Here is a 12365-nt window from a genome sequence, read left to right as displayed (position 1 = left end):
GGCGTTCCGACCCGACGCGTCACCCCGGGGCAGCCGCGACCTCCAGGAGGTCGCGGCTGCCGCCGCGTGTCACGCGTCCGCCTCCGGTACGGGACGCGCCGCCGCTTCCGGCCCGGCGTCCGCCGCTGCCGCCCGCTCCGTCCGGCGCGCCCGCCACTGCCGCGTCGCGTACAGCGCGCCGCCCGCGCCCAGGCCCCAGAAGGCGCCACTGACGCCGAAGAAGGTCACGCCCGAGACGGTGACGACGAGCGTGACGACCGCCGACTCGCGGTTGTCGGCGTCGGCCATCGCGCCGGTCAGGGAATTGCCGAGGGCGCCGAGCAGCGCGAGTCCCGCGACGGCCTCGATGACATTGGGCGGTGAGGCGTTGACGAAGGCGACCGCCGCCGCCGCGCCCAGGCCCAGCAGGATGTACGCGCCGCCGGCGACGACCGCGGCCCGGTACCGCTTGCGCGGGTCGGGCCCCGCCTCCTCGCCCGCGCACAGCGCGGCGGTGATCGCCGCCAGGTTGACCGCGTGCCCGCCGAAGGGCGCCGACAGCAGGCTGAAGACGCCGGTCCAGCCGAACAGCGGCCCCGGCTCCGGGTGGTAGCCGTTGACATTGAGCACCGCGATGCCGGGGATGTTCTGCGACGCCATCGTCACCACGTACAGCGGCAGCGCGATGCCGATCACCGCGGAGGCGGTGAAGTGCGGGGTGACCAGCACCGGGTGCGGCCACAGCGGGCCGAGCGCGGCCGTGTCGATGTGCGTGGTGGCGGCGATCAGGACGACGGCCACGACCACCGCGGCGGGCACCGCGTACAGCTTCCGGACACTGCCGACGACCGCCCAGGCGAGGATCACACCGAGGCCCACCGCCGGGTCGGACTTGACCGCGTGCGCCGGAGCCAGGCACAGCGGCAGCAGGATGCCCGCGAGCATCGCGTTCGCCAGCGGCTTCGGGATCGCCGAGACCCACCGGCCCAGGGGCTTCCACAGCCCGGAGATCACGACGAGCACCCCCGTGAGCAGGAACGCGCCCACGGCCGCCGCGAATCCGCCGTGCGTACCCGCGGAGCCCGCCAGCAGCGCCGCGCCCGGCGTCGACCAGGCGATGCTGATCGGCAGCCGGGAGCGCAGGCTCAGGTAGATCGCGCACAGGCCCATCGCCACGCACAGCGCCATCAGTCCCGACGCGGCCTCGGCGTGCGACGCGCCGACCTTGCTGAGCCCTTCGAGCACCACCGCGAAGGAGCTGGAGAAGCCGACGAAGGCGGCGATCAGGCCCGCCGTCGAGGCCCGGAAGAGGCCGGAGCGCGCGGAGTCACCGCCGGGCTCGTCCCGGACGGGCTCCGGGGCGGTGGTGCGGACGGGCATCAGGTCTCCTCCGGGGCCGGCCGGCGCGCGTGGGCGGCGAGCAGGGCCGTGCGGTCGATCTTGCCGCTGGCGGTCAACGGCAGGGTGTCACAGAGCTGGATGCGGGCCGGGACCATGAAGCCGGGCAGCAGCGCGCGCAGATGGGCGCGGAGCGCCTGCGGGGTGCAGGCCGGGTCGTCGGTGACGACGAACGCCCACACCGGCTTCTCGCCGCGGGCGCTCGCGGTGACGAAGCTGCGCCGGACGGCCGGGTGCCGGTCCAGATGGTGGGCGATCTCGCCCAGTTCGATGCGGTAGCCGTTCACCTTCACCTGGTCGTCCCTGCGGCCGTGGAACACCGCCGCTCCGTCCGCCCGCAGATGCCCGTAGTCGCCCGTCCGGTACAGCCGTTCGCGTACGCCGTCGACCTCGCGCTCCACGAACAGCCGGGCGGTCAGCTCCGGCATCCCCAGATATCCGGGCGACAGACCGTCCCCCGCCAGCCAGATCTCGCCCGCGCGCCCCGGCTCGCACAGCTCACCGCCGTCGTCGCCGTCCGTGTCGATCACGTACAGCCGGGTGTTCTGGATCGGCCGGCCGATGGGCAGTTCCGCCGCGTCGGCGGGGAGCGCGTCGACCCGGTGGTACGTGGCGAAGGTGGTCGACTCGGTCGGTCCGTAGACGTGCACCAGGCGGCCGGGGCCGTAGCGGCGTACGGCCTGCGCCAGCCGCGGCACCGAGGCGCGCTCGCCGCCGGTCAGCACGGTGGCCACCGTGTCGAGGGCTTCGGGCGCCTCGTCCAGCACGGAGTTGAACAGCGCCGTGGTCAGGAACAGCACATTGACCCGGCTCTCGCGCAGCACCCGCCCCAGCTTCGACAGGCTCAGCCGCGCGTCGGGGTAGAGCACGCAGGTGCCGCCGGTCAGCAGCGCGCCCCAGATCTCGAAGGTCGCCGCGTCGAAGGTCACCGGCGCCAGTTGCAGCAGCCTGCCGCCCTCGCCGAGCCGGGCGTAGCGGGCGCCGGACACCAGCCGGACCACACCGCGGTGCCGGACCGGCACCCCCTTGGGGCGGCCGGTAGAACCCGAGGTGAAGTTGACGTACGCGACGGCGTCGCCCGCGACCTCGACCTCCGGGCCGCGCTCGCTCTCCGCGACACCGCCCCGCGTCACCGGGACGGTCCGGCAGCCGTCGAGCCGGTCGGCCAGCTCCGCCGGCCGGTCGGTGAGCACCCACCGGCAGTCGGCGTCCGACAGCAGCGCGCGCAGCCGCTCGTCCGGCCAGGACGCGTCGAACGGCAGGTAGCAGCCGCCGCATTTGAGGACGGCGAGCAGTGCGACGACCAGTTCGGGAGAGCGGTCGAGGCACACGCCGACGGTCGCGCCCGGCGGGAGTCCGCGCGCCAGCAGGTCACGGGCGAGGCCGTTGGCGAGGCGGTCGAGCTGCCCGTAGCCGACCGTGCGCGCGCCCTGTTCGACCGCGGGCGCTTCGGGCCGCAGCCGCGCGCGCTCCTCGAACAGGGCGGGCACACCACTGTCGCGCGGATAGCCGACCGCCGTGGCGTTGATCTGCCGGTGCGCGGCCAGGGCCGCCTCGGACGCGGTCACCCGGCGCAGCGCCGACACCTCCGGACGGATACGGCGTGCCGTCGGCGGTGTGCTCGACGAACCATCACGTCCCGCGCTTTCCCAGGCTCGGCGTTTGCTTGACCACCGGGCCCGCGCGCCGTGGCAGGTGACAACGGCGAAGGGGACGGCTCGGGCATCGTAATCCGCGGCCCCGAAGGAGCGCGCGCCAATTCCGATACCCGGACCGTCCCCGGCGCCGACCGGCCCGCCGCGCGGGCGGGCCGGTCGATCCGCTACCGGAGCAGGCTCTTGTACTTCGGGCAGAGATACGTGATCGCGTCCTTCGCGTCCGCGATCTCGCCGTCCGCGATGGCCTCCTTCGCCAGCTTCGGACTCGCGTCCGCGGTGTTGGCGATCCGGTCGCAGGACTCCTGGCCGGTCTGGAGAACGGCGGCCGGGTCCATGCCCTTGGGCACCTTTCCGACCAGATAGCTCTTCTGCTGGTCGGTGAACGTGCCGGTGGCCGGGGTGAGCTGGGATTCGGGCAGGGTCGACTCCTTGGCGTCGGCGCCGTTCGCACCGCCGTCGCCGCCCGGACCGGTCGAGGCCGAGGCGGACGGCTCCGCGGTGCCGTCGGGGCCGATGGCGGGCGCGGAGGAGGCCGGGCGCTCGCTGGTGGGGGCGGCGCGGTCCCGCGCCGCGTCCGCGTGTCCGCCGCCGCATCCGGCCAGGACGGCCGCGGCCGTCGTCACGATGACGACGGCCGTGGCGAACCGGCCTCTGGTCGCGGTCACGGCTTCGCGAAGGTCAGGACGAGCTGCGGATGTCCCGACGTGCCGGGCGCGTCCTTCGACCAGAACCAGGCCGAGTCCGTGCCGGTGGACGTCACCGCGAGGTCGTACGGACCGCCGAGCCCCGGCGTCAGCGCCGCCGCGGTGAGCGTCGCGGTGTAGTCGGTCTGGAGCGCGGTCGGCGCGGGCACCGTGCCGAGCACCGTCGGGTCGAGCGTGGGACGGGTGTTCCAGGTCACCCCGGTCTCCGTCCAGCTCCCCGTCACACGCTGCACATTGAGCGTGTCGACCGAGTTCGCGATGGCGTCGGAGCTGGTGCGCAGGGTCAGTCGCGCGCTCGTGAGCACCATGCCGCCGGGCGCGGCGGGCAGGTCGAACCGCAGGTACGTGTGGTATGCGGACGTGCCGCGCACCGCGAGCTGCTGGTCCGGGCCGTAATTCGCCGAGGGCGCGCCCGCGTTGACGTAACTGTCCGCCGTCGCGTTGAGCGTCACCGTCGAGGACGTCGGCGCGCCCGGCGTCGTGACGGCCGCCGCGGCCGACTTGGCACTGGTGTTGCCGGGCGCGTCACCCGCCGTGACCTGGTACGCGTACGTGGTGCCGGGTGAGGCGGCGGTGTCGGTGAAGGTCAGCGTCGGGCGGATCCAGAACTTGGAGTCACCGGTGACCGTGCCGACCTGCGTGCCGTCGCGGTAGATCCTGTACGTCAGCGTCGAGTCGTCGAGGTCGAGGCTGGCCTGCCAGCTCACCCGTACCCCGCCGGACACGTTCGCCGCGGTCACCTGGAGCGGTACGGACGGCGCGCGCGTGTCGGGGCCGCTCGGGAAGCGGACCAGGCCCTGCTGGAGCCGGTTGCCGTTGCTGGCGATCCGGGTGAACTCGCCGCCCACCCACAGGTAGTCCGTGCCGCCGCTGGAGGCGGTGGTGAGGGCGCGCGGGCCGATCTTCTCGGTGCCTGCCGGGCCGTCGTCGGTGTCGGGGAACCAGCCCAGCAGCGGCCTCGGGTTGTCGACGGACTCCGCGAGCAGGTGCTGCCGGTCGTTGTTGAGCTGCGGGAACTGCTGCATGCTGGAGCAGTCGTGCGCGTGCGAGCCGCTGTACAGCACGCCCTTGTAGACGGTGACGGCCTGGGTCGCGCCCAGGCAGGTGTCGCGCCAGCGCTGGTTGAGGTCGCTGAAGTTGAGCGCGATGCGGCCGTCGAAGACACCGCCGCCCGTGCCCTCGTTGGCGGTGAAGAAGCCGGTGGCGTCCCTCGTGAGGTCCTGCACGGTGGAGGTCGCCGAGATGAAGCCCGGATAGGTCTTCACATTGGCGCCGGTCGTGGCGTTGACCACGGCCAGCGCGTGCGAATTGACCCCGTTGACGGTGTTGAAGTCGCCGCCGATGACGAGCCTGGTGCCGTCCGGGCTGAGCACCATGGCCTTGCCCGCCTTGTCGGCGTTGGCCGTGAACGGCTTGAGCGCGCCCGTGGTCGTCAGCGCGGCGAAGCGCTGCCGGGGCTGCCCGGCGACGGTGAGGAAATTACCGCCGATGTACACCGTGTCGTTCGTCGCCACGATGCTGCGGACCTGCGCCGAGACCGACACCTTGAACGTGGTCCTCACGGTGCAGGTGGCGATGTCGATCGCCGCCAGGCTGCTCGACGGAACGCCGTTCACCGAACCGAAGGTGCCCCCCGCGTACAGCGTCGACTCGTCCGGTGAGACGGCCAGCGCCCGAATCGTCGCCGTGCCCGAGCCGACCGTGAAGGACAGCTTGCAGGACGTCGGCGCGCCCGTGGCGGCGTCGAACGCCTGGAAGTTGAGCGCCTGCTGCTCGCCGGTGCCCGCGGCGGCGCCCGGCGGCCGGACGGTGGAGAAGGTGCCGCCCGCGAAGACCACACCGTGCGCCTGGGCCAGCGCCCACACGACGCCGTTGGTCTGCCAGGTCGGCAGGTCGTCCGCGGTCATCGCGACCGGCGCGGTGAGCGCGGACGCGGACTGCGCGGCGGTGAATCCGATCATCGAAGCCGCCGCCAGTGAGAAGGCAGCGGTTATTGCCCCAGCTCTTCGCATGAGCCCCCCTGAGCTCTGTGCTGTTCCCCCAGCGGTCCCAAACGGCCGCAAGATGCGACAAGGTTAACGTTTGGTCCGCTTTGGGGTCAGCCTCCCCGTAACGACTGTTGCACTCCTGTAGCCCAGCGGCCGGGGAGGGGGACACGGCGGGCACGCAGCGGCGCCGCGCCGATTCCGCTTCGGCCGGATCCGGTCCCCACCGGGCGGTCCCGAAATGTTTCGGTGCGGTGCCAAGAACGACTATGACCCGCCATGACCTGCGGGCACAAGGCCGAGCGGCCCGCGCGGTCCCGGTCGCGACGGTGATGCGCGACACTCCCGCTGGACTCCGGATGTGGCCTGAATGTCACCTCGACGTCCCTCGGGGGCGACTGTGGGCCGCCGTGGGAGAATCCTCCGATGACTTCTGGGACGACGATCACCGCGGACGCCGCGGGCACGTGGACGCTCGGCGATCTGACCGTCAACCGGATGGGCTTCGGGGCGATGCGGCTGCCGCAGGACGGCAGGGCGTTCGCGCCCGACAGCGGCTCCAGCGACCGCGAGCGCGCGATCGGCGTGCTGCGGCGCGCGGTCGAACTCGGTGTGAACCACATCGACACCGCCGCCTTCTACTTCTCCGCCCTGCGCTCGGCCAACGAGCTGATCAACCGGGCGCTGGCGCCGTACCCCGACGACCTCGTCATCACCACCAAGGTCGGCCCGGGGCGCGACCCTTCGGGCGCCTGGCTGCCCGCCGCGACGCCCGCGCAGTTGCGCGGACAGGTCGAGGAGAATCTGCGGCAGCTCGGCCGGGACCACCTCGACGTGGTCAACTACCGCAATCAGGGCGCGGACTCCATCGCCGAGCACTTCGGCGCGCTCGCCGAACTGCGCGAGCGCGGGCTGATCCGCCACCTCGGGATCTCCAACGTCGGGCCGCGCCACCTCGCCGAGGCCCGCGCCATCGCGCCGGTGGTGTGCGTACAGAACAAGTACGCGCTCGGACTGCCCGGCGAGGACGACGACTTCCTGGACCTGTGCGGTGAACAGGGCGTCGCCTTCGTGCCGTTCTTCGCCATCGCGGGCGCGGGCCGCGAGTCGGGGGCGGGCGCAGCGGAGAGCGAGCAGGTGCTGGCCGCGGCCCGCGCCCACGGTGTGACCGCCGCCCAGATCAGGACGGCCTGGACCCTCCAGCGCGGCGCGCACGTCCTGGCCATCCCCGGCACCGGCAACCCCGACCACCTGGTGGAGAACGTGGCCGCTGGCGCGCTGCGGTTCACCGCCGACGAACTGGCCGCCCTGGACGCGCTGCACCACGGGGGCGCCTGAGGAGCCGAGGTACCCCGGCCGGGGCCGGAGTTGACGCGTGTGCACCGTGGGTCGTCTGTGGAATCGTGTGCCCGCGGTGCCAATTCGCGACGGCTTGCCGAGATCGGATGCCGGGCCGCGCGCGGCTGGCTACCGTCGGTGGAGACGAGTGAGCGCATGGGGGTACGGGGTGACGGGTGTCGAGGCCGCGGTCGGCCATGTCTGCGTGTGGCTCACGTGGCGAGCGAGCGGTGCCGAGCAGCGGCGGCACGACCTGGACGAGGTCCAGGTCGGCGAACTCGACCGGCTGTACTCGCTGGTCCGTGTGCTGCTCGGCGAGGACCCCGCGCTGCGGCTGGCCACCGAGGAGTGCGCCGCCCCTGACGGCGCGGTCACCGAGCGGACCAGGCGCCGCCTGACCGACGCGCTGGACGAGGCCGTCGAGCGGGACGCGGCGCTGGCCACGGCGCTGCGGCAGGCGGTGGACCGGCTGCGGGACCGTCCCTACGGCGGCGGACCGCCGGGCGGCCCGCCCGCCGGGACGACGGCGGCCACCGGTGACGGGATCGCGGTCGGCGGCGACGTCGACGTACGAGCCCGGGACGGGTCCGCGGCGTCGTTACGGATGGGGGACGTACGGATGGAAAACCCTCCTCTGCCGGGTCCGCCCCAGGGCTGAGCGCACCCGGAGCCGTCCCCGCCCCTTTGCCCGCACCGCCGTACGCACCGCCCGCGCCGCCGTACGCACCCGCGCCGGTGGCGCCGCCGCGCGTGCCGGAGCCTTCGGACACCGTCCCGACGCTGCCGATGCTGCCCGCGGCCACCCCGTCGCGGGTCCGCGCCGAGGGCCGGAGCCGCACGGAGGCCGAGGCCCGGCCCCGTACCGACGCCGAGGCCCGGTCCCAGGCGGCCCCGGTCCCTGCCCCGGTCCCTGCCCCGGCCCCTTCCGCTGTCACCGCGGCCGGCGGCGGTGTCGCGGCGGGCGTCGCGGGCGACATCCACCAGCACCACCACTGGCATGTCGTGCCGCGCTCGCCGGTCAACTGGCCGGTCAGGGTCGGCGTGGTGCCCCGGTCGGCCGACTGGTTCCAGCACCGGGACGTGATCCACGCCCTGGACACCGCGCTGACCGGCCCCGGCACCGCCGTGGTCTGCCAGGTGCTCACCGGCATGGGCGGCGTCGGCAAGACGCAGCTCGCCGCCCGGCGCGCCCACCACGCCTGGCGGGCGGGCGAGGTCGACCTGCTGATGTGGGTCACGGCCTCGACGCGGCAGGCCGTCATCGACGCGTACGCCGACGCCGCCGCGCGGGTGCTGCACATCGAGCGGGACGAACCGGCGCGCGCCGCGCAGGAGTTCCTGGCCTGGCTGGAGCCCGGCCCCGGCGCGGCGGCCGGACACTGCCGCTGGCTGCTGGTCCTCGACAATGTGACGGACCCCGCCGACCTCACCGGCCTGTGGCCGCCGGACCACCCCCTCGGCCGTACGGTCGTCACCACCCGCAGCCGGGACGCCGCCCTGACCGGCGCGGGCCGCCGCATGGTGACCGTCGGCCTGTTCACCCCGCGGGAGGCGACCGGCTATCTGACGGAGGCGCTCGCCGCGCGCGGCCGGGTGGAGGCGCCCGAGGAGGTCGCGCTGCTCGCCGAGGACCTGGGCAGACTGCCGCTGGCCCTGTCCCAGGCCGCCGCGTATCTCATCGACGCCGACATCGGCTGCCACGACTACCGCGCGCTGCTGGCGAACCGGGCCCGGCTGGCCGACCTCAGGCCGCCGACCCTGCCCGACGACCAGACCGCGGGCGTGGCCGCCGTCTGGTCGCTGTCGGTGGACCGCGCCGACGCCCGCGGTCCCCGGGGTCTGGCCAGGTCCCTGCTGGAGCTGGCCGCGCTGCTCGACCCGAACGGCATCCCGCAGCCGGTGCTCACCAGCGGGCCGGTCCGCGACCACCTCACCCGCGTCGTGCGCCGGGCCGCCCCCGAGCAGTGCCCGGCGCGCGGGATCACCGAGCAGCAGACCGTACGGGCCCTGCGCGATCTGCACGGGCTCAATCTGATCGACCACACTCCGAAGACCGGGCACCGGGCGGTCCGTGTCCACCAGCTCATCCAGCGGGCCGTCCGGGACACGCTCGGCGAGGCGGACCACGACGCGCTGGCCCGTACCGCGGCCGACGCACTGACCGCGGTCTGGCCGGAGGTCGAGCGCGACACCGACCTCGCGCAGGCGCTGCGCGCCAACACCACGGCGCTGACCGGCAAGGCGGAGAGCGCCCTGCACCGCCCGCACGCGCACGCGCTGCTCTACCGGGTCGGCGAGAGCCTGGGCGTCGCGGGCCAGGTGGCCGCCGCGGCCGGGCACTTCAGGCTGCTGGCCAGGACCACCCACCAGCACCTGGGCCCCGACCACCCCGACACCCTCGCCGCCCGGCACGACCTGGCGTACTGGCGGGGCGCGGCGGGCGACGCGCAGGGCGCGATCAGTGCCTTCCGCGAACTGTTCGCGGACCGGCTGCGGGTGCTCGGCCCCGACCACCCGCACACGCTCACCACCCGCGGAAACATCGCCTACTGGAGCGGCGAGGCGGAGTACGCGCAGGACGCGGAGGACGCCGCCACCGCGCTGGAGGAGCTGCTGGCGGACCGGCTGCGGGTGCTGGGCCCCGACCATCCGGACACACTCAGCACGCGGCACAACATGGCCCGGCTGCGCGGTCGCGCGGGGGAGACGGCCGAAGCGGCCGAGGGGCTACGGGAGTTGCTGGTCGACATGGTGCGGGTGCTGGGCCAGGACCACCCCGACACCCTGACCACCCGGCACGACCTGGCCTACTGGCAGGGGCGCGCGGGGGACGCCGAGGGCGCGGCGCGCGCCTTCGAGGAGCTGCTGGCCGACGCGGCGCGGGTGCTGGGCCCGGACCATCCGGACACGCTCACCACCCGGCACAACATCGCGCGGCTGCGCGGCCGGGCCGGGGACGTCAGCGGCGCGGCGCGCGCCTTCGAGGAGCTGCTGGCGGACCGGCTCCGCGTGCTCGGCCCGGACCATCCGCACACGCTCACCACCCGGCACAATGTCGCGCGGCTGCGGGGGCGGGCGGGGGACGCGGCAGGCGCGGCGCGCGCCTTCGAGGAGCTGCTGGTCGACATGGAGCGGGTGCTCGGTCCCGAGCACGGCGACACGGTCATCACCCGGCACAACATCGCCTACTGGCGTGAGGAGTCGGAGGTGCTGACCCTGCGCGTCAGGCGCGCCCCGGCGCCGTGAACGACGGTCGCCGCTTCCCGGCGCCGTGAACGACGGTCGCCGCTTCCCGGTACCGCTGAACAGCGGTCGGCGCGCCCCCGCGCAGCACGCGGCCGACCGTGGCGGGAGAAGCGCTCAGCCGACCGTCACCCGTACGCCCGCGCCCGCGATACGGGCCAGCTCGGCGTCCGGCGCCGCGCCGTCGGTCACCAGGTCGTGGATCTCGGCGAGCGGGCAGATCTTGGCGAGCGTGGCCCGGCCGATCTTCGTGTGGTCGGCGACCACGACCGTACGGTCGCTGTTGTCGGCGAAGGCGCGGTCGGTGCCGCCCTCCAACTGGTCGTGCGTGGTGCAGCCGTGGGCCGCGCTGATGCCGTCGACGCCGAGGAAGGCGATGTCGGTGTGGTAGCTGGCCAGGGTCTTCTCGGCGATCGGGCCCACCAGCTCATAACTGGCGTTCCTGGCGTTGCCGCCGATCACGACGAGCGTCACGTGCTTGTGCAAAACCAACTCGGCCGCGATGTTCACGGCGTTGGTGACGACGGTGAGCGGTCCTCGGGCGGCCAGCAGCCGGGCCACCTCCGTCACCGTACTGCCGCCGTTCATGCCGACCACCGCGCCGTCCGGCACCAGGGCCGCCGCCGCCCTCGCGATGGCCTGCTTCTCCGGTCGGCTGCGGCCCGCGCGGTGCTGGAGCGGGACCTCCAGGTCGACCGGGCCGACCGCCGCCCCGCCGTGGGTGCGGCGCAGCAGGTGGAGTTCGCTCAGGTGCTGGAGGTCGCGGCGGACGGTGGCCGTGGAGACGCCGAGCAGCCGGGACAGCTCGTGGACGTCGATGCCGCCCCTGGCGGAGACATGCTCAAGTATGCGCGCATGACGCTCAGTTCTCAGCATGCGTGCAGCATAATGCGCACTCCGATGCGTAAGTGAGCATGATTTGCGCAGAAGAGGGCGGTTGACATGACGAATTCTGCGCGGTTAACTCCTGGCGAACGTCGGAGTTGAGCACCGACGTCAGAGGTACGCCTAGCCGGTGGGCGGCCGTGCGCCGCAAGCCCGGACAAAGTCGCCAGGATCGCTGTCAGCGTCCGAGGCGGGGACGTACCCCCCATCATCAGGAGCTCGATGATGCGCATGAATCGTGTCCGGTCCCGTCGGAGTCTGGCCGCCCTCGCGGCCGTCGCCGCAGTCGTGGCTGTCCCCTCACTCGCTCCCGATTCCGCAGGGGCCGCGCCCCAGTCCGTCTCCCCGCCTCCGGCGCACGCCGGATTCGACTACCAGATCGGGGGCCCCTACACCCCGCCCGCCGGTGTCTCCGTGGTCAGCCGCGACTACACCGCTCCGGCCGCCGCCGGGGTCTACAACATCTGTTACGTCAACGCCTTCCAGGCCCAGGAGGGCGCCGAGGGCCAGTGGGACGCCGACCTGCTGCTGCGGGACTCCAAGGGCGCCGTCGTCAAGGACAAGGACTGGAACGAGGCGATCCTCGACATCCGCACCGCCGACAAGCGGCAGCGGATCGCCGCCAAGGTCAACGGCTGGGTCGACCAGTGCGCGGCCAAGGGCTTCCAGGGCGTCGAACCCGACAACTTCGACACCTACGACCGCTTCTCCGGCTACCTGACCAAGGCCGAGGCCGAGTCGTACATCAAGCTCCTCTCCGCCCACGCGCACTCCAAGAACATGGCGATCGCGCAGAAGAACACCCCGCAACTGTCCGGCGACCGGGTCGCCAACGGCCTGGACTTCGCCGTCGCCGAGGAATGCGCCACGTACAACGAGTGCGGCGACTACACCTCCGGCTTCGGCAACAACGTGATCGTCATCGAGTACACCGCCAAGGGCCTCCAGAAGGCGTGCTCGGGTTACGGCACGAAGCTCAGCGTCGTCCGCCGCGACGTGGACGTCGTACCGCTGGGCACCAGCGGATACGTCCGCCAGACCTGCTGACCCGCTGAACCCGCCGACCGGCTGTTCCGCCCGCCCGGCCGACCACGCCGGCCGTCGGTACCGCCGGCCGGCCGCGGCCGGCCCGGTGCGCCGCCCCCGTCGGCGCACCGGGCCCCCGCCGCCCGGCA

At 73.6% G+C, this 12365-nt stretch carries 9 protein-coding genes; 4 read left to right on the top strand and 5 right to left on the bottom strand.

What is annotated here, in order from left to right; all coding sequences use genetic code 11:
• Nucleotides 1-69: 69 nt before the first annotated feature.
• The 4 genes from ACFY9V_RS19715 to ACFY9V_RS19700 form a co-directional block, all read right to left on the bottom strand.
• Nucleotides 70-1359 carry a benzoate/H(+) symporter BenE family transporter gene (locus ACFY9V_RS19715; protein ID WP_391162128.1) on the bottom strand — a complete coding sequence of 430 codons (1290 nt, stop codon included), beginning with the start codon at nt 1357-1359 and terminating at the stop codon, nt 70-72.
• Nucleotides 1359-2963, bottom strand: coding sequence for an amino acid adenylation domain-containing protein (locus ACFY9V_RS19710; protein WP_391162127.1), 1605 nt, complete (start codon nt 2961-2963; stop codon nt 1359-1361). The genes ACFY9V_RS19715 and ACFY9V_RS19710 overlap by 1 nt, the downstream gene beginning before the upstream one ends.
• Before the next feature lie 236 nt (nt 2964-3199).
• The gene (locus tag ACFY9V_RS19705; RefSeq protein ID WP_391162125.1) at nt 3200-3700 is read right to left on the bottom strand and encodes a hypothetical protein; all 501 of its coding nucleotides are present in this window, start codon (nt 3698-3700) and stop codon (nt 3200-3202) included.
• Complete coding sequence (locus ACFY9V_RS19700; RefSeq protein ID WP_391162123.1) at nt 3697-5700, bottom strand: DNRLRE domain-containing protein; 2004 nt, start codon at nt 5698-5700, stop codon at nt 3697-3699. Before ACFY9V_RS19700 ends, ACFY9V_RS19705 begins: the two co-directional genes overlap by 4 nt.
• A gap of 450 nt (nt 5701-6150) precedes the next feature.
• Between ACFY9V_RS19700 and ACFY9V_RS19695 the strand changes: the two genes are divergently transcribed.
• The 3 genes from ACFY9V_RS19695 to ACFY9V_RS19685 all read left to right on the top strand — a co-directional run bounded on the left by ACFY9V_RS19695 (nt 6151) and on the right by ACFY9V_RS19685 (nt 10308).
• Nucleotides 6151-7062 (top strand): aldo/keto reductase, encoded by a 912-nt coding sequence (locus ACFY9V_RS19695; protein WP_391162122.1) that lies wholly within the window; start codon nt 6151-6153, stop codon nt 7060-7062.
• A gap of 148 nt (nt 7063-7210) precedes the next feature.
• Complete coding sequence (locus ACFY9V_RS19690; RefSeq protein WP_391162121.1) at nt 7211-7720, top strand: hypothetical protein; 510 nt, start codon at nt 7211-7213, stop codon at nt 7718-7720.
• 92 nt (nt 7721-7812) lie between these two features.
• Nucleotides 7813-10308, top strand: coding sequence for a tetratricopeptide repeat protein (locus ACFY9V_RS19685; protein ID WP_391162119.1), 2496 nt, complete (start codon nt 7813-7815; stop codon nt 10306-10308).
• Between the two features lie 114 nt (nt 10309-10422).
• Here ACFY9V_RS19685 and ACFY9V_RS19680 read toward each other — a convergent pair whose 3' ends face one another.
• A complete protein-coding gene (locus ACFY9V_RS19680; protein ID WP_355346062.1) occupies nt 10423-11181 on the bottom strand; it encodes a DeoR/GlpR family DNA-binding transcription regulator in 759 nt (252 codons plus the stop codon).
• Nucleotides 11182-11415: 234 nt separating this feature from the next.
• Here ACFY9V_RS19680 and ACFY9V_RS19675 point away from each other — a divergent pair, with 234 nt between their 5' ends.
• Complete coding sequence (locus ACFY9V_RS19675) at nt 11416-12237, top strand: endo alpha-1,4 polygalactosaminidase (RefSeq protein ID WP_355346065.1); 822 nt, start codon at nt 11416-11418, stop codon at nt 12235-12237.
• Nucleotides 12238-12365: the final 128 nt, after the last annotated feature.

Origin of the sequence: Streptomyces sp. NPDC008317 (assembly GCF_042955955.1) — a bacterium.
GTDB lineage: Bacteria > Actinomycetota > Actinomycetes > Streptomycetales > Streptomycetaceae > Actinacidiphila.
The sequence above is the reverse complement of the archived record's forward strand: the minus strand, read 5'-3'. Positions and strand labels throughout refer to the sequence as shown.

Excerpts from the sequence above, each read along its gene's own strand:
- ACFY9V_RS19715 (WP_391162128.1), bottom strand. The coding sequence starts at position 1,359 with ATGCCCGTCCGCACCACCGCCCCGGAGCCCGTCCGGGACGAGCCCGGC.
- ACFY9V_RS19700 (WP_391162123.1), bottom strand. The coding sequence starts at position 5,700 with ATGATCGGATTCACCGCCGCGCAGTCCGCGTCCGCGCTCACCGCGCCG.
- ACFY9V_RS19695 (WP_391162122.1), top strand. The coding sequence starts at position 6,151 with ATGACTTCTGGGACGACGATCACCGCGGACGCCGCGGGCACGTGGACG.
- ACFY9V_RS19680 (WP_355346062.1), bottom strand. The coding sequence starts at position 11,181 with ATGCTGAGAACTGAGCGTCATGCGCGCATACTTGAGCATGTCTCCGCC.
- ACFY9V_RS19675 (WP_355346065.1), top strand. The coding sequence starts at position 11,416 with ATGCGCATGAATCGTGTCCGGTCCCGTCGGAGTCTGGCCGCCCTCGCG.